Source organism: Cohnella lupini (assembly GCF_003386205.1).
Classification (GTDB): Bacteria; Bacillota; Bacilli; order Paenibacillales; family Paenibacillaceae; genus Cohnella; species Cohnella lupini.
Genome location: NZ_QRDY01000021.1, coordinates 1 through 22,154, shown reverse-complemented (window position 1 = coordinate 22,154; position 22,154 = coordinate 1). Strand labels below are relative to the sequence as shown.

The following is a 22,154-nucleotide window of genomic DNA, read 5'->3' as shown; positions in this document are numbered from 1 at the left end:
TTAAAGCGACATACGAGGCGGTCTTTTTTATGTCCCGAATTCCTTCAAGGTTGCTCCGAAAAATATGTCGGTGATAAATTCATAGCCCGACGACATAACGACACCGGAGCCAATATACCGTGTAACCCGGTGACGATTGTTAAAGACAGCCTCTTCGTTTTTACGAGTGCAATGGGCTCCCCGGCCTCGCCAGTCTCGCGATAATACTTTCGGTTATAACTGTCGGTTCGCTCGCCGTCCTTGACGATAATCATGTCTGCATATTCGCGAATCGGCTTACCTTGAATAGTTAGTTGCATCTTTTTTCACCTCCTCTCCTCAAAAGCCACTAAATCTGATTCTCGGATGAGCCACTGGCGAGCTTCTTTAAACCCTTTAAGTTTTCCTACAGACAGCCACTCACGAACCGTATAAATGGAAATGCTATATCGATCTGCCACTTGCTGGTCTGTGTAGATCGCAGGTAAATTACTGGTTGGCCTGATTCCGTAGCCGTTAGCGAGAGAACGAACAACTTCGGTTTGTTCATCCTGATCTAGCCAGCTTAATAACTGTGTAATTAGTCCGGTTGCTTGTAAGGTGCGGCTCATAGATATCTCCTCTCTATCCGCCTTTGGTCAGGCGGTGGTATGCTGATCCGCTTGACGCTTAAATAGATACTCTAATGATAAATCCGGGAACAATGAGGACTGGATGCCGAACGCTTCATCAATCAGCAAAGGGGATTTACCAGTCAGTTTGTTTGAGACTGTCGCCGAGCGAACGTTCAAAACCACGGCTATATCCTGCTGTTTCAACTTTTTACGTGCCATTTCAGCAGCTAAATTAGGGTACATTTGCCCACCTCCAATATACGACATATCGTAACTATTGATAACAATATACGACAATTCATAGTTAGTCAACAAGGATTTACTATGATTCGTAAATATACGTTTACATTTAAGTATTTTTGAATTAATATGGTAACAAAGATACGAAATAACGTAATTTAAATACGTTAAGGGGTGTTCAAGTGAAACGCGGCGAATACTTGGCAAAGGCGATTGAAGCTAGAGGATTTAATACAATGAGTTTGTCAAAGACATCAGGGGTTGCATATACAACGATTAGGTCAATGATAGAAAGGGATCTTTCGGGAGCTTCAATTGATAACCTGCTTCTAATAGGTAAAGCACTTAATATGGATGCAGCTGAATTAGCCGATCCCGAAGGTTGGGCAAAGAAAAAAGCGGAACGCGAGGATATTCAAACAATCGCAGCTCACCACGACGGTGGAGATTGGACAGAGGAAGAACTAGAAGAAATAGAGCGATTTAAAGAATTCGTTCGCATGAAAAAACAACGACAACAGGAGTGACTCCATTTGCCGTATGAATGTCTGAAAACAGAAGCAACGAAACTTGGAGTCAACACTTACGAGCTGCCTCTTAAAAACAAAGGTCTATACAGTGATAATGTCATTTGGATCAATAATTCACTCATCACCACAGAACGAACGTGCGTCCTCGCCGAAGAACTTGGGCATTACCATACCACTTCTGGCGATATACTAGATCAATCTCGGCTAAACAATCGAAAACAGGAACGCCGAGCTCGAGAATGGGCACATAACCGACTTATTCCGTTCCAACGAATCATTGATGCCCATGAAGCCCGAGTTAAAGGCCGACATGAAATTGCAGAGTTTCTAGGAGTAACAGAAGAGTTCTTGCAAGAATCAATTAACCGTTACATGGACAAATACGGAATTTTCATCCAAATAAATGACCGTTTCACTATAATGCTTGAGCCTCTTAGTGTGATTGAGCTTTTACCAAGTTAATTTTACGCTTCCCCGCTACAAGGCGGTTAAACTATATGCTTAAATAGAACATATGTTCTGAGAGGAGTAAATAAATGGTAAGAAAAAGGTTCATTGCAGAGTTGCCACCCGGGGTGAGAAAACGCGGAAATGGATTCACTTATCGGTACGACGTACCAGTCGTTAGACCCGACGGTTCGCCTGACAGGAAACAAAAAGAAACAATGCAGTTCCCAACACCACTAGATGCGTATCAAGCCGGCGTGCTTATCGAGGCTGAACAAATTAAGGGTACTTATGTCGATGAAGATAATGTTTTGTTTACCGAATGGGCACCTAAAGCTATCGAGTTACATGCTTACCTAAACGGAATCAAAAGGCAAACCAAGGACATGTATTTACACCAGTTAGTAAGAGCAAAAGAATATTTTGTCGGTCGCAAGTTAAAAGATATTACGGATCCGGATTATCAACTATTTCTAATGTTCTTACATAAGGATCTCGAATTAGACAGAGGTACTATTTCTATGATTCATGCCAAGATGAAGATTATATTCAGAATGGGCAAAAAACATAAATTAATAGCAAACAATCCAACTGAAGATGCCAAAATTCCCGCCGATGAAGTTTCTTTAGAAGATATGTTAGCCCCGGAAATACCCAGGTATCTCGAAAAGGAGGAACTTGCGCTTCTTATAAGAACAATGAAAGTAATCGCAAATGAACAAACTGATCAATTAGAGACTTTCGGATGGAATCAAGCAGCGCGGATTACGAACCTTCTATCACGAACAGGTCTAAGGATCGGGGAATCCATGGCACTAATACCAAGTAACTTCGACCTCACTGAACATACGATCCGGGTTGTTGCAACCGTTAACGTTTCCAAGGGTATGAAGAATTATTTTTTAAGCACACCGAAAAACAAAAAACCACGGACTGTGGATATAACTAATTCAGTTATTTCGACTGTAGAGGAACAAGTAAAAGCCGTGAAGGCTTTGCGCCTCATGTTTGGACCTAGTTACTACCGCGATCATGCTTTTATTTTTATTAATTACAAGCACCTCCCTGGATACCCAATCGGGTATGAAGACTACGCTGATAAACTGAAGATTGCTCTAAGTAGAGCAGGACTGCCCGAGAGTATTACACCACACAAACTTCGCCATACTTACACGAGCCTTGGCGCTGAGGCGGGTATGACTTTAGAAGAGATTCAAGCGCAGCTTGGTCACAGTAAAGACGAAGTTACTAAGCGCATCTATCTCCATGTGACACAGGCCCGTCGCAAAACCAATGCCGACCGCTTAGAACAACTACTATCCCCTCACTTTAGTGAATAAAAGCCCTTCGTGGGCAGTTTGTGGGCACTACCCTCCCCGATCAATCTAATATCCCTTTGATAGCAGGCTTTTAGCGTAGATGTTTCACCTCGACTAGAAATAGGCTATAATTTCAGAATGAGGTGATGTTTATGAAATCGACGCCCGATTGGTTTATGTATTTCATCGGATTTTGGACTATCGTGCTCGTATTGTTCATGTGCGTTGGCGGTTTTTTCATGTTCCGCAAGTTTTTGAAAGTGCTTCCGAAAAGCGACGGCAAGTCCAAGCTCGATTGGCAGAATTATTGGGTTGAACGCAGCCGGGAGTTATGGACCGAGGAGTCCAAGGCCATGCTGCGCAAGCTGGTATCACCGGTTCCCGGTCCCTTTAGGGACATCGCAAGTCATTCTATCGCCGCCAAGATCGGACAGATAGCAGTAGAAAGCGGCTCGACCGAAGTGACGAAGGATCATTGCATCGAAGGTTACATACGGGCGACTCCGCCTCGGGATTATCGCAGTCTTGTCGATTTTCTGGAAAAAAACCAAATCGACTATACCGCTTACAGGCACCTTCTGAACAAGTAGGATCGATGGCTCTCGGTCGAAAAACGAAACCTTTGTCGATTCTATCCGTCTAACCTCATAGGAGGTGTACGTCGCATGATGAAAAAAACGAACAAAACGGCTATAGCAATGAGCATTGCCGTACTTACCCTAGCACTTATCGGAACGGCATGCAGCAACAATGCTAAGAATGCCAATTCTTCTCCGTCGGCCAGTTCTACCGTTTCCGCTAGTCCAAGCCCTAGCCCAAGCGCGAGCGAGGTCATTGCGGAAACGGAAAGCCCCGACGCTTCTCCGGAAACCCTATCGGGTACGGGTGAATACGTAGGACTTCAAGATAGCCATTCCGTGGAAATCACCACGGAAGAGGGGCCGACGCCTTTCCAAGTTACCCCTGAAATCGCGGAGCAGGTGGATCCTTGGGAAAAAGGAACTCCCGTTAAATTTCAATATACCTCAGAAACGTTAGACGCTAACGGCGAGAACGTCGAACAGAACATCATTATTTCGATAGAGAAGCGATAATCATTATCTGAAATCGATGTGAGGAGAGACGCGATGCGGCTATTGTTGTGCGGAGGCACGGGATTCATCGGAAAAGCTCTGACGCATGCATTGTTGTCCCGAGGAGACGAAGTGTGGATCGTAACAAGGAAGAAGTTCGTTAAGCCTGATTTCGATACCGCGCTTCCCCATCCTCAGTATGTGACTTGGGCGGAATGGAGCGCCGATCCCGAACGCTTGAACGGCATTGATGGCATCGTCAACTTGACCGGGGAATCCATTAACCAAAGATGGACTGATAATGCCAAAGAACGAATTCTATCTTCAAGGATAGAAGCAGCGAATCGCATTGCCGACAATTTGAAGAGAATGGATTCTCCTCCCCGAGTCGTCGTTAACGCATCCGGAATTTCTCTGTACGGTCACTCCGGAGATCGGGTGTTCGATGAATCTTCGCCGGTTATGCCCGCCGACTTTCTCGGCACGACCGTCGTGAAATGGGAAGCAGCGGCGGATGAAATACCCGCCCAACGACTGGTTAAGCTCAGAATAGGTCTTGTCTGCGCCCGCAATGGCGGCGCGTTCTCTCTCATCCGCCTGCCTTACCGATTGTTCGGCGGAGGACGCATCGGAGACGGTAAGCAAGGACTTCCTTGGATCCATCTTCAGGACATGGTTTCCTTGATCCTATTCTGCCTGGATAATCCTTCGATATCGGGGCCGGTAAATGCGGTTGCTCCCGATCCGGTATCGAACGACGAGTTCGGGCGAATATTGGGCCGGGTAACGAATCGGCCCCACTGGTTCCCCGTTCCGGCTTTCATGCTTAAATCCCTATTAGGAGAAATGAGTACGTTAGTCGTTACGGGTCAGAAAGCGTTGCCCCGTAAATTGCTGGATCATGGATATGTTTTCGCTTTTCCGAAATTGGAAGAAGCCTTGCGGGATATAACCCGCTAGGCTTCTTTTTTACATATCCCGATTATTGCGCTTGCTGGAATCGGTACTGCGAGTGAGCTAAAGTCAAACAATCCCCGGCATTCAGCGGGTATAATTCGTACGGAGTCATGGGCCTGTCGTTTAGCCGGGTGCCATTGCGCGAACCTAGGTCCTTGACTTTCCATTGCGCGGCTTCTTGCAGCAGTTCCACATGCGCACGCGAGATACCCATCGTTTCATCCACGTGCTGCGCGGCTTCCGCCGATCTACCTATGACCAACGATTTCCCTTGAAGGGGAATCCTGCAGCCCTCGTCCTTCGATTTCCAGACTAAGCAATAGTCGGCGATGATAGGCAATTGCCGTGCGTCGAGATATTGCGTTTGATCGTTCTTCGAAGATAGCCAAGTCGTCTCTTTCCTTACCGATAAGCTATGATCGGGAGCTTCACGATAGTGACGTTCGATCTCTTCCCCTTTTCCATCCGAGGCTGCCAGCGAATGGAAAGCTGGAAACCTTGGAGCTACCAGTTGCTCATCCGAATAAAATTGCTCTTCATCCAGAACGGACAAGAAATGACCGCTTTTCTTTTCCTCGGACCGAGCCGTCAATTCCCGTTTCTTCGCCCACCAGCGTGGTTTGCCTTTCCATAACATCAGAAATCCTGCGCCAGTTATCAAAGTCAAGCTAAGGCAAATCAGCAGCTTATTTTCGTTAGGTTCGTTCAAATAGACGAATCTCCATGGGATAGCCACTAAGAATAGAGCGACGCACGCGACTACGATACGCCACCTTCCCATATCCATGGGAATGCGATCTACATTCGATTCCGCAACTAGACGTTCCGGTGGGCTATGCATGGTTCCGGCTAAGTGCTCCTGCGCATCCCCCAAAAGCTCTGATATGGAATGAAGATCGCCGGAAGCCGGCTGAAGCAGATCCCATGATGAGCGAGCGGCTTTCGAGGATTGCCGCGTCGACTCCGTAGCCGCGAGCTCCGATAAGGAAGGCGGAGTATTCCGATAAGATGCAAGGGGAGCATCGGAAAGTTGGCCAGATAAATAATGCTTGGCATACCTGCTCAAAATAATCGGCATGAAGTTCTCTGTCGCGACCAGCCTCAATATATTTTGCAAAACCTGTCCGTCAGGGTCCTTTATTTTCATCATCCATCTCATGACAAGTCTCTCCAAATCATCCGCTCGACGTAGAGTCGGCATATCGATGGGCAGGTAGGTAAACTTCAAATCATGCCAGTCCTCGCCTACGAAAATGAATTCGTCTTGCAGCCTGATTCTATCGGAATCTAGCAAATAGAGCCTGCACTCCTCTAGCACGTCTGCAACCTTGCAGAGCGCTCCAATCATTTCCGCCATCGACCACTGCGTCGTTCGCATGGCTTCCGATAGCATTCGTGTACCCGATAGCGAATAGCGCAGCGATATGCATCCGTCGCTTTCCTCGGTTTCCAATCGCAATAATCCCGGTACTTCGCATTGCTTGAGCATCTGAATTTGCGTATCGTTTAATTCGTTGCGCGTAAGGGGAGGAGTCCGCTCCAAGATCATGAAGTGGCCTCGCTTCTGCTCGAAACGACTCGACAATTGTTCCATCTTCTCCCTATCCTTTCCCTAGTAGAGTAATAAAGCCGGGAGCGACCGCGATCATGAAAGGGAATTGCACTCCCCGACCGCCCGACAGCGGATGTTCCCCCCACGGCCATTTCATTCTCTTCCCGATTTTCCGCAAACCGGGAAGTCTCATCATGAATATCGCGGATGCGATTCCGCCTGCGAATACAATAGAGATCGCCAGCAAACTCAAAGTCAAATAAGGACCCATCCACATCCCGAATGCTCCGAACCATTTCACGTCTCCGCCCCCGATCCCTCCGAATCGGTTCATGATGTACAAGGGAACGAATCCGGATAGCAACCCCAATCCTCCCCATCCAAGCCCATGCATTCCAGCGGCTAGTACTTGATACACGATCCCCCCAATTGCGAATAGAACTGTTAAGCGATTAGGGATTCGCATGCGTTTGATATCCGTCCAACAAGCAATGACCAGAAGTATGCTCATGCTGATTAAAGTCCAAATATTCACCTTCGATCCTCCCCGGAATCCAATATGCTCTTACCGGCTACTTCGAATGTTTTTTGCCACGTTCCCCCCTCCGCGTTGGAAACCTGCAAGCTCCATTGCCCCGGCGTTGTCCTACCGGAAACATGCCATGTCCAAGAAATCAGCCCGGATTCGTCTGCCGTCGCGCTTCCCAGATGCTTGGCTTGGCTTAGGCCGCTTTTGTATAGGATGGAAAGATCTACTTTCGTACCCGGAGCAGTGCGGATAACGAGAGTAGCTTTGCGGCCGGGTTTAACCGGATTCGGATCTAAAGAAACGAATGAAACGTTAAATGATTGTTGCCCCTCTTTCGCATGCCGAGAAGTTGAAGGGAGCCCGCCTACCCATACTCTCTCCCTCGCGGACTCTCGAATGATCAATCTCCTGCCTATGATGGGAACTTTCACGGGTAGAGCATATTCCGCTTGAAGGGTTAAGTACGTATTGCCGCTTGTTCCCTCGTCCGGCAATTCCACGGAAATCACCTTGAATCGAGAAGTATCCAATACCCGTTCATCCATAAAAGGCTGTACCAGACGGTTAAATGCTACCTTAGCTGCTTGCTGCTCCAAGGAAAACGTCCCGCTCGCGGCTTCCTCCGCCCATTCCTTCATGGGCGACGGGAGCCATTTACCGTATTTGCTTACGGTTTCTCCGACTTTGAGCCACTTGTCGTTCCATTGTTCGATTTGTTGGTTGAGCTGAGACTCGCGCGCTTGTTCCAAGCCTAGCGATATCGGGTACCATGCCGATGCTGCCTGCCTTGCCGTTTGCGATAACGCCCCATGCACGGCCATGGAAATAACGGCCGTCTGAACCATGAAGATCAGGAACAAAACGAACATCAGGAACACCGGCATGACGAGCGCGGTTTCCAAAGTCACTCCTCCGCTCGCCGCTCGCATCGAGGACATATCCTTATTGATAGGAGCTATCGGCCGTATATGTCGATTCATATCGGTTCCCCTTTACCGTTCCGCCCAGGTCGCCAAACTTCCCCAGCATCTTTAACAAACCGGGAAAAAACCATAACCGGACAGATGCGCTGCCTTCCGCGCTCGCATAGGTGTACGCACCGCGAAAATCCAGCCCGGTTGCATGCTCCATGATTGCTATCATTCTAGCTACTTGATTGGACGATCCGCCGTGCGCAAGCAAGAATAGCCTCAAATAATCCGAATAAACGGTATCTACTTTGATCGTTTTGGAAAGCTGAACATTGCCGTTCTCTACTAATTGACGTAAATCCATCAATGCTTTACCGATTCCGTAAACAAGGGCAGCGGCAAGCACGAGGAGCGGATGACCCATTGAACGGCATTCGATCAATCCTTCCATCGTTCGGATCGCCAATCGAAAAGCGAAAATCTCGCTATAGGCTGCCGCGATGTTCCCTGCCGGGTTGTTGATCCCGTACAGAATATACTCCGTTTCCTGTAGATGGATATCCAAAGGGGCATCCTCCCCTTTCAACATTCCCTTTATCCAAACCGGATCGTAGCGGGATAATCGTGAAATCGTATATTCCGAGAAATACAGCTGATCTCTGATTCCGAGAGCAGAGCCTTCTAACAGCTTTAATAGACCGCTTGTTTCCGACATTGCCTGATCTCTACCTGCGGATGGATCACTACTCGCTTCCACTCGTGCTTGCTCTTCCTCTGAATGATTCCAATCCTTGTTGATTCGATAGAGTTCATTCGCTTGCTCGAAGCTAATCTTGTCCTCTTCCGAGCCGGTCGCTCCCGATAAGGAGGCCAAGAAGTTCGTCGCTCCCGACCATGCCGAACGAGCTTTCTGCTCCTCCTGCTTAATTTCATTGTCTTTCGAGCGATGGGCTTGCAGAACCTTCAGCCGATTCGTGCCCACCGTTCCGTTTGCTCCATACAACCGATTGTAGTTCGAGTAACCGTTCTGTAATCGGGAAGCTCCATCCCGTAAATACGCACCTTTGCCCGTCGAGCCCGGAACCGATACGGCAAGCGAGGAGAATGCCGATGCTTCGTTGCCTAATAATTGGCCTAGAGTTCGTTGCTCCCCGATTTCGGCGGCGTAATCTTCGAAAAAGGACGCCTCGAGCACCAACTCGTCCGCCGTCTTGCGAATCTCTTCCAATGACTGGGTTTCGTCGGCGATTTCCCCATCCGCTTGCTCCGTGGAGGAAGCGGTCGGCATAACCTTCGCTTGTTCCGCTAACGCTCGCATTTCCTCGTTCGCTTCTTTCGCGATGAGCCATTTCGCGATTGCGTCCTCTCCCGCTTCGTTTGATCTCGATATAATAGATAAAGCTCTATTATTCAGCGTCATTGCGAGTGCGTTAGTCCCCGTTTCGTAAGAAATGACAATCGCTTCATACTTAGGGCCTTCCAATACGACGTCCTCAACCGCTTCCTTATCGTCGGATTCTTTCGTTTCCTCCGTTTCCGTCTCTAGATCCTTTTGCTCTTCCGCCGCTCTTTGCGCCGCTCTCCTTGCTTCATCCTCCTGCCGTTTACTCACGTAATCCTCATAGCCGACTGCGATATCGACGATCGTATTAACGCTGCCGGCGGTCGCGCCGGTATTTACGTCGATAGGAGGATCGTTAACTTCGGCGGCCAATAACTGTTGTATCGCTTCTCCTACATCGGTTTGAATAGCCAACGCACCGTCGAGTGCCGCTTCTCTCTTCTCGTAAGCCTTCCGCATTTTTTCGAGCAGATCCACCGTCGATGCCGCTTCTTCCATGGCGCTGGAAAGGCCTCCGAAACGCTCCGCCATCTCCAAAGTCAAATCGATAGGTGCCTTGTACTTCATTTCCTCCAGAACTTGCCGGTTGAATACGTCGTGACTCGCTAGCGGTCTGCTTTCCGTCACACCCGTTTCTTCCCAACGGGTATCCAAAAACTTAAGCGCTCCGCTGCTGCCCGTCTCCGGCACGTTACCTTGCAGCGTCTCAAGGAAGAGCTCGTTTGCTGAATCTCCGCCTCTAATAAACAAGCCGTATTTCTCGTAAACGATGGGGTCGAAAGAAGATAAGGCCGACCGCACCCCCGATTTCACGGAAATCTCGGCCTGCTTACGGAATGCCGCTATCCGGGCAAAGTCGATTAACAGCGCCGTCAATAGCACGAAAGCCGCGGTAGCCGTAATAAAATAAATCGTTACCGAGCCTTCGTCCCTCCGCCTTTTGCATTCCCGGTTTCGCGAATGAGTATCCTCGGACTCTACACGCTCATTCAATTCGGCCGCCTCCCCATCCTTGCTTGCAAAACAAGAAAAATTTATTCTCGTTTCTGCAAGACGCCTCCCGCTTTATCACGATACGCATCCCCTCCTGCACCCGCTTCCTTAATCCGGGAGGCATAATAACGGACCAAATCGAAGGAGCGAATGAACTCCGCAGGCTCGACGATCAGCGCGGTAACTTCCGTCTCGGTCTCTCCGTCGCCGCGAATCCAAGATAGCGGCTCGGCAATCCAATTGCCGGTTACGCGAACTTCAATTTGTCGGTTGATGCCCGCGTTACGATAATCGATCTCGCCCGTTCCCATCCGATGAACGGATGCCGTTTCATAACCTATTCTTTGAAGCTTATTTTCCGCGTTCCGGCCTTGACCTTCGACCATTTCCGAATCTATCCTGACGCTTGTGGCTGCCTCTTGATCCGTTACTAAGCCGAATAGTCCACGCACTAAGGCGTCGTCGGTCAATCGCCAATACAATCCGTCGTATTGCCCCTGCGGATATGCGCCGCTACGAGAATCTTTAGTCGAATTAGACCAACTGAACGCAGTTCGTTCCGCCATAACCGTAGAGCTATAATAGAGCAATGCTCTTTGAGAAATGAACAAGGCAAACACCACCAATAAGAAAGTAATCATCAGTACCCATGGAAATACCATGGATGCTTCTAATGAAACCGAACCGTCCGAGTCTTTCCAGTCGCGTTTGGACTTGCTCATTCGAATATGTCGTCCGCTTTTCCTTCTACCGAGTCCATTAATTCTCCCAGAAACTCCAAGATCCAATCCTTGAAGAAAATAGCCACCATGATCAATACTGCCGCGATGAGAACAATCTCCAAGGTTCCGATACCTCTCTCGTCTCTCCATAGCGATCCTAAAGCCTTTGTTCCCCTTTGATATAATTGAACCATGCCTCTCATCCTTTCTCAGCCTTCGTATATGGAGTTACATCATAAGCACTGTAGGCGCCCCGACCAGTACCATTATTAGTAAAAACACGACCGCCAGCGGAAAAGCCAATCTGGAGGATGCTTGCTCGCCAAGCGTCCGGGCAATCGCCTTGCGCTTGTCCCACATTTGCCTCGTTAATTCCCGAAGCGCCGGCACGAAGGCATCTCCGCCTCTTCGCGCGTTGATAAGCAACGTCGTGGCGAACAATTTCACCTCGGGTACCGCGCACCTTCGTCCCATCTCTTCCAAAGCCGTTGCCAAGCTTTCCCCCCGTTTCATCCCTTCGATAGCCGCCTTCAATTCCATGTATAAGGGATTCGCGCTGTCGTGCTTTTGTTCGATAGAACGGGCTAACGCTCTCATCACGTTCTCTCCCGCATTGACCATTAGCAACAGCCTGCTAAGCAATTCCGGCATTTCCATGACGATGGCTTGACGGCGTTTGGACACCTTGTCGGACAGTTCCTTCGATCGCAATACAAGAAGACAACCCGAGACGAGGATCCCCAACATGAACAAAGCAGAATTATTCGACGCTACTCCAAGCAGACAGGAGATCAGAAGCATGAAATAAGCAAGTCCGACGCATTCGGCGGCCCAAGCAACTAAGGTTTCCAGAGGACATGCGCCTCCGTTTAATATCGCAAGGCAAATCCTTTGTCGTTGCAATAGCGGCTGCAATCGAGCCAACAGCGGACGGTAATGCAATAGAATGACGAAAGGATCGACATTAGGTCGAATCCGTTTAGGCTTGCCTTTCCTCCATGCCCGGAATAACAGAACAACATACAAAACCGACATTCCCGCTACGATTAGAATCATGATGCCGCCGATCATAATCTAATGTCCATGATTCGGGTCATCCACCAACTGCAACCCATTAACAAAATCAAACATGCCGTTAGCAGAACGATCCCCATTCCCTTATGCAATGGCTCCATGTAATCCGCTGCCATGAATCCGAGGGCTCCTACGAAGGCGAAGGGCATTCCCATCATGATTCGAGATTCGAATTTCTTCTGGGCGATTAAAACCGTAACTTCCAGTTCGACCTCCAGCTTCTCGCTAATCAATTGGGAAGTTCTTCGTACGACTTCTACTAAATCCCCTCCCGCCCTCTTGCATATAGAGATCACGTCGGCGAAATTTCTAGCCTCTTCTAGATCGGACCGTTTTGCGAAATCCGCCAAAGCCAATTCCAACGGTTCTCCGTTGTTTAATCTGTTCGCGATCGCCCTAAGCTCGACCAATAGATCGGATTCGGAATCTCCGATCAAGAGGACAAGATCGCTCTCAAGCGCCATTATGGCATTCTCGACGGATCTGCCCGCGGATAAGAGAGAGGATAGAGCTTGTAGCGCATCTTTGAATTGCAATCTCAGCTTGTCCCTCCGTTTCCTGCAAAGAGCCTTAGCATAGTAGCGAGGGTAGAACATTCCTATAGGCGCCAACGCTAGAGCAATAACCGAATGCCGATACATCAACCAAATTGCCACGAAGCAAAGCACGCAACCGAGGCAGCTTGCCCATAACTTCTCGAGCGCGCTCAACTGGTAAAACCGATAATCCGTCATCCGCCCTCCTCCCCAGCAAGCCCGGCATGTTGGAGCTTTCTCCTATCGTGAAGAAAGCCCTCCCGCCTAAGCTCTCCCGCGATTCTTCCTTTTTCTTCTCCTCTCTCTACGAAGCGGAAAAGCGTGTTTACCTCTACCTCGCCATTGCGAATTCCCGACACCTCGCATATTTCCGACACGCGTCTCGAAGAGTCCCGAAAACGGCTCAAATGTACGAAAATATCGATTGCCGATGCGATTTGTTGCCTGACCACGGTTACCGGCAGTTCCGCCCCGCTCAGCACCATCGTTTCCAAGCGGGAGACCATATCCTTGGCGCCGTTCGAATGACCGGTCGACAAGCTTCCTTCATGTCCGGAATTCATGGCTTGCAACATATCAAGCGCTTCCGCCCCTCTAACCTCCCCGACGATAATGCGATTGGGGCGCATACGCAAGGAAGTTCGGATCAACTCGCGGATGCCGATTTGGCCCTTGCCTTCGCTATTCGAATTTCGAGTCTCCAACGACACTAAGTTGGTCACGCCTCGTATTTGCAGCTCCGCGGCATCTTCTATCGTGATGACCCTCTCATCCTGGGGAATCCATTGGGAAAGCGCATTAAGGAAGGTCGTCTTCCCCGAGCCGGTCCCGCCGCTAATGAATAAATTATACTTAGCGACAACCATCTGCCTTAAGAATTCGGCCGCTTCCCGCGAGAGAGCTTCTCTTTCTATGAGATCCTCCATTCCAAGCGGGTGCTTCGGAAACCTTCGAATGGTTACCGTCGGTCCTTTTAGCGCGATCGGCGGCAAAACAACGTTTACCCTGGAACCGTCAGGTAACCTTGCATCTACTATCGGCGATGCCTCGTTCACGATACGATTAACTCTGCCTACGATGCTCTGGATCAGATCCTCTAATCTCTCGGAACTCTCGAAGCCGAGATTGACGGATTGAAGTTCGCCTCGTCTCTCTATATAAATCTCGTCATGGGCATTGATCATAATTTCCGTAATTTCGTGATCCTCCAGCAATGGTTGTAACGCATCTAAACCGCGAAAGGAATGGAACAATCTAGTAACGGCCGATTTCCTCTCGCCCGCCGTCATTCGACGCGTCCTCTCTCGCCGAAACAGCTCGTTCTCGATCAATTCGCGCAGTTCATCGTCCGATACCGAGCTATCCCAGGATAATCGCGATCTAACCGCCTCTCTCAACTCAGCCAGCTCCTCTAACGTGAGTCCGCTGAGCTCCATGTCCATCCTCCCTTCTCCGTCTCGCCCTCGGAATCAATTCTCCGAAACCCAAGCTATGAAAAAGCTGCTCCACCGCACCCGAGAAAGCCGGAGCGTTTAGAAGCTTTCCCGGATGTTCTATCGCCTTCCATTGCGGGATGTAGGGCAACGTCGCAGCCGGTGCGCCGGAGGGCAAATTCCATTGATTCATCATCGCTCCTCCGTTTCCTTTGTTAAGCACGAACGAAACTTGATTCATGGCATTACCGGTTGTCTCCTTCCAATAATGAAGCAGCTTCCCCGTCTTCGAAAGCGTTTGGGCGTCGTCGGCAGTCACCCATACGACCTTATCGCTCATTTGCAGAAGCCTGCGATGCCATTCTCCAGCTCCGGAATCCGGATCAATTACAATCAAATCGTATCGCTCCGTTTCACGGATTCGTTCCAGCAACGCTTCCAAAACCTCCGAGGTCAACGCCAGACGCTCGCCCGGATGATCCGGCGCATCCAGATAATCCGTCCGCAATTGCGGTTGATGCCTGCATAGCTGCCCTAATAAAGTCTTCCATTGGTCCGGATGCGCCTGCATCGCATATAACAATCGGGACAAGCTATCCGGCTCCCCTCTGCCGAATAACAGAGATGTTGCGTTCAGCGCCTCCATGTTCAAGTAAAAAGTACGCAATCCACGTTCCCCGGCTTGTCGAATCAGGTTTATAGCCACAGTCGTTTTGCCAAGACCACCGGAAGCGGAGAAAACCGTAACGATTTGACCTTTACCTGAGGAGGAGGATACCGTAACCGGCGTCATCGCCACTCTCAATCCGGATAAAATAGCGGGCAAAGGCTGATACCGGACGACCTCTTGCCAATGCTTTACGTCTTCGATTAGCCCTCTCTCCTCTACTAGAGCAATTATCGTAGCGACGCGGCCATTCAGGTCAATTTGTTGTTGCAGTAGGTTGGGTTCGCCGATCAATAAGTCGATCTTTCGATTGTCCTGCAGTTCCATACGCAGCGCGCTATCGTGCGTATAAGCTGCGATTTCCCAATCCGGCTCCTCCTCCCTAAGATACTCAGCAAGCTTGGCGGCATATTCCCGCTGAGAAACCGCAATTACGACTCTCTTGGCCATTCCATTCTCCTCCTGTCCGGAAACGCAAAAAACCGCAAACCCCGACGTAAACCGTCAGAATTTGCGGTGCTTCCGCTTTGCTTAAATTATTTGTATCGATAAGATACCATGAGTTTCCATTTAAGTCAATCCGTCATCATACAATAATTCCCTTTGTTTAATTTCGGATTTTCGGGTAATAACAGATATCAAATCATATGGGGGTATTACTATGATTCTATTCTTAGGTATTCTCGCGTTAATCGTCGCCATCATTCTCTGGGTAGCCAAAGTGGCTATCGGCGTAGTTTCTTCCTTCGGCGTTATCGGCTTCGCGGTCGTAATCATCGGCTTGATCCTGTTGATGCGAGGTCGGAGAAACTCGGTTTAAAACTTATACTATGCCCAAACTATCGTCTCCTTGGAGCCGATAGTTCGGGCATTTCATCTCACGATTAACTTGATCAGCGACCGACAAAATCGACCATCGATTTGACGTCAAGCTTTCCGGGAGAAGCCTGTATGAAAGCAGCGGATTCCGCAATCCTCTTCTTGAAAATCACCGTCTTGGGTACTCCCGGCACGAGATCGAAGTAATTATCGGAGAATATCCCCTCTTCCTCTGATTGCAGCCACACTTGCTTGGCAAGGCTGCGCGCGTTCAAAGTATATGCCGTTCCCGAGCTCCCCTGTATTTCCGTTATCTCGATATTCGGCTTCATACTTAACGCTAAATGCTTTGAATAGCGAAAATAGTGTTCCTTGCTATCCAACTCCCGGCCATCTTGAATCAATCGCCCCACCAATACCGTATTCTCCGCGCTGTAGTTTTCCAAGAGTTCCACTACCTGTAATTGCAATGCTTTTACCGCTCCGTTAACCGGGACGTCCACGGGATGGGAATCCGACTTCAACGCATTCCCTTCGAAATCGTATAACGTCCATTTCAGCGTTGCTTGAATCGGCTGGAGAATATCCGTTACGACATGGAATTCGATGCTGTCTTCAGTCTGTTCGATCGACACCATCACATCGCGGAAGCTGCGCGCCACGTAATATTGAACGGCTTTCCATCGGCCGTAATAGTCCATGCTCGACCAAGAAGCGACCGGCCAGCAATCGTTCATCTGCCAGTACAACGTACCCATGCAATAATCTTTGTTCCTTCTATGCGCTTCGATAGCGATCTTCATGCCTTCCGCTTGGAGCACCTGGCTCATGTAAAGAAAGGAGACGAAGTCTTTAGGGTCTTTAAGATATTTCTCCGAATATTCCTTAATCAAAAAATTGCCGCGTCCGTTCTTCTGATGATGCAGCATGACGTCGGAATCGAGCGCCATTTGGTCCTTGTTTGCATACGCGCTGACCGTCTTATGCTCCGGGAACGATTGAAAACCGTATTCGCTCATGAATCTTCCCACGTTGAGCTTATAATTCTCGAACGGTTCCGATGCATGCCATACCGCCCAAAAATGAATATCCCCGTTAGAGGAATTGTTCGTCGCATGCTGTTCGACGTTATTCGTAATAGCCTGCATCGGCGAAGACGGCCAATATTCGATGTCCGGCGCGTATTCTTCGACGACCTCGGGAAGCACTCGATGGAATATCGCTTCGTAATCCGTCCATATTTTATCTCGTTGCTCGGCCGTATATCGTTGCTTCCAGCCCCAACCGCCATCTTCGCTGAATTGGGACCAAGCGGTGTCGATCTCGTTGTTACCGCACCATAACGCGATGCTTGGATGATTGCGCAACCTTCGGATATTGTCTATCGCTTCTTCGCGGACGTTGTCTAAAAAGGCCTGATCGCCGGGGTACATGCTGCAAGCGAACATAAAGTCCTGCCATACGAGAATTCCGTATTCATCGCATAGATCATAGAAAATATCCTGTTCGTAGAGTCCCCCGCCCCAAACTCTGAGCATATTCATATTGGATTCGGCAGCGCTTGCAATTTCATGCCGATAACGTTCTTCCGTAACTTCGTTGAAAAAGCTGTCATTCGGAATATGGTTGGCGCCTTTGGCGAAAACGGGAATTCCGTTCAATTCGAAATAGAAGCTCGTTCCCTTATTGTCCGGCTTGCGAATCAGTTTCACCGAGCGTAGACCCGTCCGAACGGATTTGCTCGTTAATTGGCCATTATCCGCGCTGAAAGACGCATTGAACGTATAGAGCGAGGCTTCGCCTAACCCTCTGCTCCACCACAGCTTAGGAGATGCGATATCGATTGCGATCTCCACCGTTTGACTGCCTGGACTTAGCTGAACTTGCTTGTCCCAACTCATTCCGTTGTCAGAGGTAACGATTAGCTTGCCAATTCCCTCAACTTCGGATTGAATTTGCACGACTGCCGTTATTTTCGCGAAATCCGCTGACACTTGATCCTGACGAATGAATAAATCCCGTATTCGATAGCCTGTCCAGCCTTGAATCGATATATTCTTGCTAATACCGCTGGTGACGAACCTCGGACCCCAATCCCAGCCGTAATGATAGGGTGCTTTCCGAGAAAATACGCTTAGCTTCCGCTCTTCAAGACCGCCGATCGACGAATCATCGTTGGGTGCCGGATAACCGAACCCGTTAGCCTCGAGCTTCGAAAGTCCTTCCTGAATGGCCGAACGGAAAACGATCCGTAACCGATTACCGCTATCGTGAAGCAGCGGCTTTACTTCCGCCGTCCATGTTCGAAACATGTTATCCGCGGACAAAATAAGATTATCGTTTAAATAAACTGCCGCATAAGTGTCCAAGCCTTCAAACACCAATTCAATCTGGGATTGGACGAGCCACTGTTCGGGAGCGTCGAATTCGGTCTCGTACTCCCAATCCTTACGATCGATCCATTGGAGCTCGATCTCGTTCTTGCCTTCGAACGGATTTGGAATCAATCCGTTTCGCAGCAAATCCGTATGCACGCAACCCGGAACCTGCGCGGGTAACCAGTCTTGATCCGTGCTTGATTTGAACTTCCATTTCGTTACGAGCCATTTCAATTCGGACACGCGGATCCCTCCATTACTGTTATGTAATTTCTTTGCCGTTTGTTATCCTAAAACTATATCACAACGCTAACAAACGTAATACGAAATAACTAAAAATCGCAACCCCCAACGGCGAAGTTAGGATTTGCGATTCGCGTTCCTTCTATGGATGAACTAGTCCTTGTCGACCAAATCGCGTTGCAAATATCTTTCCAACGTATTCGTGATTTCGTACGTTGTCTGCCCCAGATCGTAATTCTCGAAAGAGTGTTCGCATGCGTTGCGATAGCTCATCTCGAGATCGTAATGACTAAGGTGTTTTATTATGACATCCGCCGGCAATCCCAATTTCTGCTCGCGGTCTTCCACCGTTCTGCGATCGGCGTATAGAAATAAACGAATGACTTTGTCCGAATAGATGCTCTTCAGGATACTCGCACCCTGGTGATTCAGGATTAGATACACGGAATCGTGCTGATTGAGCTTTTCTTCGATATCCAGGCTTCGAATGCCATAGAAGTCTCCATCGATTTCAACGCTCTCCAGAAATCCTCCTTGATCATCCATCTCTCGGTAATCTTCATGCGTGATGAAATGATAATCTTGACCGTTAACTTCGCCAGGTCTTGGCGGTCGAGTGACATAAGAAATGACTTTTTCCATCCCGAAGGTTTGACCTACGGCTTCCGCTACAGACTTTCTACCCGAACCGTCCGGGCCGGTAAAGACGATTATCTTGTCCCGTTCCTTTAATTCGTACATTTGCACCATCTCCCTCGTCAATGAAAAAAGATGAATTCCTTATGAAAATGCAGAATTATCCGATAATTATCAATTATAGAAGATCTACGCTCGGGACGTCAAACAAACTATAGTAATCATGCGATTATCGTGTTATTGCTCTTGTTTTCGACGTTTTTCATTGTATTCCTCATTGCTTGATTATTGAATCCACTTATTCCCAAAATTAGAATCCGCTCAATTTCCTATTCTAGGACAAGCGCCATGCTATACTTCCATTTGTCACCTAGAACACCTACAGGAGGGTTAATATGACTAATAAATCCCATTTCAAAAAAATAATAATCGGCGCCGCTTGCTTTATGATGATGGCTACGGGAATTGGCATGGTTGCAGGTCAACAATCCGCATTTGCCGCTACGACTTCCCCAGCATCCGTTCAAGAAAACGTAGCTACTGCAAGCTCCGCACCCGAAATAGACAACGTAGCCACAGTGAGCTCGGCATCCGCGCAGAAGAAAGCATCGATCATAGCCGTAGCAAAAAGCCTCAAAGGGAAAGTAACTTACAAGTTCGGAGTCAATAACCCGGCCAAACTTTGGTTCGATTGTTCTTCCTTCACGAAATACGTTTTCGCTAAGCAAGGAATCAGCTTGAAATGGGGCACTGCCGCCCAAAGCAAGCAAGGTACTTATGTTGCCAAGAAGAACCTGCAACCTGGGGATTTAATTTTTCTGAGCGTTAGTACGCCGGGAAAAATCAACCATGTCGGGATCTACATCGGCGGAGGCCAGTTTATCCATAACACGATTGGAACTTCGTTTAACGGTCTTCTGATAAGCAAGGTCAGCGATTACTCAAGCCGCTATATAACGGCAAGAAGAGTCGGCTAGCATGAAGACGCTCAACCCCGCCGATGGATTGGCGGGGTTTCTTCATGTATTATGCCTGCGCTACTCCGACTTCCTCGCTTTGAATACTTCTCCGATCGCTCCGATGCTGCCGAGCGTATCCACCGCGCTAACGGGCAAGAACACCTTGTTCGCCGGTCCTTTGGCAATTTCGCTTAACGCTTCGAACGATCGATACGCAAGCACGTTCTCGTCAAGACCGGCCGAGCTTAACAGCTCGATTCGGATTTTCTCCGCTTCGGCGACCGCTTGTATCGCTTTGGCCTGGCCAAGCGCTTCCAGCTCTTGTGCCTGACGGAGGCCTTCAGCCTGGCGTATTCGGGCTTCCTTCTCTCCCTCGGCCTTCAAGATCTTGCTCTGCTTGTCGCCTTCCGCCCGGAGGATCACGTCTTGCTTCGCCGCCTCCGCTTCCAGCACGATGGCCCGTTTGCTCCGTTCCGCCTTCATCTGCTTATCCATCGCTTCTTGGATATCCGCCGGAGGTTTGATATCCAACACTTCGACGCGCTCGATGCGCACTCCCCACTTCTCCGTAGCTTCGTCTAGCGCTAAGCGGATATTCGAGGATATTCTCTCCCGTCCGGACAAGGTTTCATCCAGCTCCATATTTCCGATAATTTGCCGCAATGTAGCAGTAGTAATATTACGAACTCCATACACGTAATCGGATATTCCATACGTGGCTTGCTCCGGAGCAACGATTTGATAAAAGATGATCGTATCGATCTGAACTTGGACATTGTCTTTCGTAATGACCGTTTGCGGCGGCACGTTAGCTTGTTGTATTCGCAAATCATGGTACACACGTACGTTATCGATAAAGGGAACGAGAATATTAACTCCCGGCGTTAATAAGCGGTTAAATTTTCCAAGCCTTTCCACGACTCCGATCCTTTGCTGCGGAACGATTTTGATAGACAACATCACGATAACGACAATGACGATCAAAATTAAAAATACGACGTAAATCATTCAGGCGAACCTCCCCATTTTTGCACTTCTAACACCGTTGTTCCCCTGCTGATGACTCTTACTTCATCGTCCTTAAGCAGCACGTCGATAGAGATGGCGCTCCATGTTTCGTTTCCGACTCTAACGATACCCGGATTCCCGGGAGATATGGCCTCCACGACAACACCCTGCTTGCCGACTAACTCGTGGATCGCATCCCTATATCCGCTGGACTGCTTAAACCTTCTCGTAATCGATTTGGTGAATAGCGTAAACGCGAGAGCGGCGACTCCGCCGGATAGAGCCTGAACGAGATACAGCTCGGGGAAAATGAGAGCGACGACCGCTGCAATTACGGCACCTGTTCCTAGCCACAGCAAATAAAACGTCAGCGTCAGCATCTCCGCAATGAGCAATACGCCGCCGACTATAAGCCAGATCGCCCACCAGTCCATTTCGATCCACTCCCCTCTCTATAGTCTACGATTGCCCGTACTCGCTCATTACAAGTGAACGAACTTATTCCTCAACGTTGTTGGCGATTGCTTGGTGAACGTTGAAAAACCCTCGTGATGTCACGAGGGTTTTTGAGCTTCAAGACTTAGTCCCGAGCCGATATATCAGTTTCATTAGGATTCGTATAAGAAAACCGGCTTCGACGCTCGTCACTTCGAGATTAAGGCGTGCTCTGCGGTACCCTTTGATAAAAGTGAGTGAGCTATAAGGGTAAATCAAGGATATTAGAAATTTAGGAAATTAGGAAAATTAGAATGGGGATCATCGTTATTAGAACTATTGAGCAGTTTTGCAATCAAAGTAGGATGAAGAACATCACTATCGCTCGTATTTAGGAAAGGAATAGCACAAAAAGTGTCCAATAGGGATAAATAACATCCTAATCCAGCTTAAATCTGGAATCCGCTTCGAAAATACTTTGAAAAACATCGTATTTCAAATGGTTGCCTCTCACTCACATCGCAACAGTAACACGGCTTCGGCGGGCTTTGGGAAGGCAGCAAGGTTTGTATCGATCTATTAGATCAATATACAGGAACCCAATCATTTTATACTTTCTAGTGGCACGAAAAAAGCACCCATCGCTGGGTGCTTTCTCGTTTCTCCGGCCTGGCAACGTCCTACTCTCCCAGGACCCTGCGGTCCAAGTACCATTGGCGCTGGAGGGCTTAACGGTCGTGTTCGGGATGGGTACGCGT

Annotated in this window: 25 protein-coding genes and 1 rRNA gene; 8 read left to right on the top strand and 18 right to left on the bottom strand. The window is 48.7% G+C overall.

Going from position 1 to position 22,154, the window contains the following annotated elements; translation table 11 throughout:
- Positions 1-44 precede the first annotated feature (44 nt).
- The 3 genes from DFP95_RS23480 to DFP95_RS23470 are packed head-to-tail and all read right to left on the bottom strand — an operon-like array spanning position 45 to position 836.
- Positions 45-299: a hypothetical protein gene (locus tag DFP95_RS23480; protein WP_115995135.1), complete on the bottom strand. Its 255-nt coding sequence runs from the start codon at positions 297-299 to the stop codon at positions 45-47.
- Positions 300-305: 6 nt separating this feature from the next.
- Positions 306-590, bottom strand: a complete 285-nt coding sequence (locus DFP95_RS23475; RefSeq protein ID WP_115995134.1) for a helix-turn-helix domain-containing protein — start codon at positions 588-590, stop codon at positions 306-308.
- A 27-nt stretch (positions 591-617) separates the two neighbouring features.
- The gene (locus tag DFP95_RS23470; RefSeq protein ID WP_115995133.1) at positions 618-836 is read right to left on the bottom strand and encodes an XRE family transcriptional regulator; all 219 of its coding nucleotides are present in this window, start codon (positions 834-836) and stop codon (positions 618-620) included.
- Positions 837-1,015: 179 nt separating this feature from the next.
- Here DFP95_RS23470 and DFP95_RS29510 point away from each other — a divergent pair, with 179 nt between their 5' ends.
- The 6 genes from DFP95_RS29510 to DFP95_RS23440 all read left to right on the top strand — a co-directional run bounded on the left by DFP95_RS29510 (position 1,016) and on the right by DFP95_RS23440 (position 5,162).
- Positions 1,016-1,360 (top strand): helix-turn-helix domain-containing protein, encoded by a 345-nt coding sequence (locus DFP95_RS29510; protein ID WP_245987912.1) that lies wholly within the window; start codon positions 1,016-1,018, stop codon positions 1,358-1,360.
- A 6-nt stretch (positions 1,361-1,366) separates the two neighbouring features.
- On the top strand, positions 1,367-1,825 hold the full coding sequence (locus DFP95_RS23460) for an ImmA/IrrE family metallo-endopeptidase (protein ID WP_115995132.1): 459 nt from the start codon (positions 1,367-1,369) through the stop codon (positions 1,823-1,825).
- A 74-nt stretch (positions 1,826-1,899) separates the two neighbouring features.
- The gene (locus DFP95_RS23455; RefSeq protein WP_115995131.1) at positions 1,900-3,150 is read left to right on the top strand and encodes a tyrosine-type recombinase/integrase; all 1,251 of its coding nucleotides are present in this window, start codon (positions 1,900-1,902) and stop codon (positions 3,148-3,150) included.
- Between the two features lie 131 nt (positions 3,151-3,281).
- A complete protein-coding gene (locus tag DFP95_RS23450) occupies positions 3,282-3,719 on the top strand; it encodes a DUF2621 family protein (RefSeq protein WP_115995130.1) in 438 nt (145 codons plus the stop codon).
- 75 nt (positions 3,720-3,794) lie between these two features.
- Positions 3,795-4,223 (top strand): hypothetical protein, encoded by a 429-nt coding sequence (locus tag DFP95_RS23445; protein ID WP_115995129.1) that lies wholly within the window; start codon positions 3,795-3,797, stop codon positions 4,221-4,223.
- A 33-nt stretch (positions 4,224-4,256) separates the two neighbouring features.
- The gene (locus DFP95_RS23440) at positions 4,257-5,162 is read left to right on the top strand and encodes a TIGR01777 family oxidoreductase (protein WP_115995128.1); all 906 of its coding nucleotides are present in this window, start codon (positions 4,257-4,259) and stop codon (positions 5,160-5,162) included.
- Between the two features lie 22 nt (positions 5,163-5,184).
- Here the strand turns inward: DFP95_RS23440 and DFP95_RS23435 are convergent, their stop codons facing one another.
- Genes DFP95_RS23435 through DFP95_RS23390 form a run of 10 tightly spaced genes read right to left on the bottom strand, consistent with a single transcriptional unit; the run spans position 5,185 to position 15,368 of the window.
- Positions 5,185-6,753: a DUF6382 domain-containing protein gene (locus DFP95_RS23435; protein ID WP_115995127.1), complete on the bottom strand. Its 1,569-nt coding sequence runs from the start codon at positions 6,751-6,753 to the stop codon at positions 5,185-5,187.
- Between the two features lie 7 nt (positions 6,754-6,760).
- Positions 6,761-7,246 (bottom strand): A24 family peptidase, encoded by a 486-nt coding sequence (locus DFP95_RS23430; RefSeq protein ID WP_115995126.1) that lies wholly within the window; start codon positions 7,244-7,246, stop codon positions 6,761-6,763.
- Positions 7,243-8,220 (bottom strand): TadE family protein, encoded by a 978-nt coding sequence (locus DFP95_RS23425; protein WP_115995125.1) that lies wholly within the window; start codon positions 8,218-8,220, stop codon positions 7,243-7,245. The genes DFP95_RS23430 and DFP95_RS23425 overlap by 4 nt, the downstream gene beginning before the upstream one ends.
- A complete protein-coding gene (locus DFP95_RS23420; RefSeq protein ID WP_115995124.1) occupies positions 8,183-10,486 on the bottom strand; it encodes a hypothetical protein in 2,304 nt (767 codons plus the stop codon). The genes DFP95_RS23425 and DFP95_RS23420 overlap by 38 nt, the downstream gene beginning before the upstream one ends.
- 41 nt (positions 10,487-10,527) lie before the next feature.
- The gene (locus tag DFP95_RS23415; protein WP_115995123.1) at positions 10,528-11,208 is read right to left on the bottom strand and encodes a TadE family protein; all 681 of its coding nucleotides are present in this window, start codon (positions 11,206-11,208) and stop codon (positions 10,528-10,530) included.
- Positions 11,205-11,402, bottom strand: a complete 198-nt coding sequence (locus DFP95_RS23410; protein ID WP_115995122.1) for a Flp1 family type IVb pilin — start codon at positions 11,400-11,402, stop codon at positions 11,205-11,207. The genes DFP95_RS23415 and DFP95_RS23410 overlap by 4 nt, the downstream gene beginning before the upstream one ends.
- Positions 11,403-11,436: 34 nt before the next feature.
- On the bottom strand, positions 11,437-12,279 hold the full coding sequence (locus tag DFP95_RS23405) for a type II secretion system F family protein (RefSeq protein WP_115995121.1): 843 nt from the start codon (positions 12,277-12,279) through the stop codon (positions 11,437-11,439).
- The gene (locus DFP95_RS23400; RefSeq protein WP_115995120.1) at positions 12,276-13,016 is read right to left on the bottom strand and encodes a type II secretion system F family protein; all 741 of its coding nucleotides are present in this window, start codon (positions 13,014-13,016) and stop codon (positions 12,276-12,278) included. The genes DFP95_RS23405 and DFP95_RS23400 overlap by 4 nt, the downstream gene beginning before the upstream one ends.
- Positions 13,013-14,254: a TadA family conjugal transfer-associated ATPase gene (locus DFP95_RS23395; protein ID WP_115995119.1), complete on the bottom strand. Its 1,242-nt coding sequence runs from the start codon at positions 14,252-14,254 to the stop codon at positions 13,013-13,015. Before DFP95_RS23395 ends, DFP95_RS23400 begins: the two co-directional genes overlap by 4 nt.
- A complete protein-coding gene (locus tag DFP95_RS23390) occupies positions 14,217-15,368 on the bottom strand; it encodes a CpaE/TadZ family protein (RefSeq protein ID WP_115995118.1) in 1,152 nt (383 codons plus the stop codon). Before DFP95_RS23390 ends, DFP95_RS23395 begins: the two co-directional genes overlap by 38 nt.
- Before the next feature lie 211 nt (positions 15,369-15,579).
- Here DFP95_RS23390 and DFP95_RS29030 point away from each other — a divergent pair, with 211 nt between their 5' ends.
- Positions 15,580-15,738 carry a hypothetical protein gene (locus DFP95_RS29030; protein ID WP_181907576.1) on the top strand — a complete coding sequence of 53 codons (159 nt, stop codon included), beginning with the start codon at positions 15,580-15,582 and terminating at the stop codon, positions 15,736-15,738.
- A gap of 73 nt (positions 15,739-15,811) precedes the next feature.
- Here the strand turns inward: DFP95_RS29030 and DFP95_RS23385 are convergent, their stop codons facing one another.
- On the bottom strand, positions 15,812-18,358 hold the full coding sequence (locus tag DFP95_RS23385; protein WP_115995117.1) for a beta-mannosidase: 2,547 nt from the start codon (positions 18,356-18,358) through the stop codon (positions 15,812-15,814).
- 153 nt (positions 18,359-18,511) lie between these two features.
- Positions 18,512-19,099, bottom strand: a complete 588-nt coding sequence (locus DFP95_RS23380) for a guanylate kinase (RefSeq protein ID WP_115995116.1) — start codon at positions 19,097-19,099, stop codon at positions 18,512-18,514.
- 290 nt (positions 19,100-19,389) lie between these two features.
- Between DFP95_RS23380 and DFP95_RS23375 the strand changes: the two genes are divergently transcribed.
- Positions 19,390-19,971 (top strand): C40 family peptidase, encoded by a 582-nt coding sequence (locus tag DFP95_RS23375; protein ID WP_115995115.1) that lies wholly within the window; start codon positions 19,390-19,392, stop codon positions 19,969-19,971.
- A gap of 60 nt (positions 19,972-20,031) precedes the next feature.
- Here the strand turns inward: DFP95_RS23375 and DFP95_RS23370 are convergent, their stop codons facing one another.
- From DFP95_RS23370 to rrf, 3 genes are all read right to left on the bottom strand, one after another.
- Positions 20,032-20,961: an SPFH domain-containing protein gene (locus tag DFP95_RS23370; RefSeq protein WP_115995114.1), complete on the bottom strand. Its 930-nt coding sequence runs from the start codon at positions 20,959-20,961 to the stop codon at positions 20,032-20,034.
- On the bottom strand, positions 20,958-21,395 hold the full coding sequence (locus DFP95_RS23365; protein ID WP_115995113.1) for an NfeD family protein: 438 nt from the start codon (positions 21,393-21,395) through the stop codon (positions 20,958-20,960). Before DFP95_RS23365 ends, DFP95_RS23370 begins: the two co-directional genes overlap by 4 nt.
- Positions 21,396-22,063: 668 nt before the next feature.
- Positions 22,064-22,154 (bottom strand): 5S ribosomal RNA (gene rrf / locus DFP95_RS23360); the annotation flags it as partial.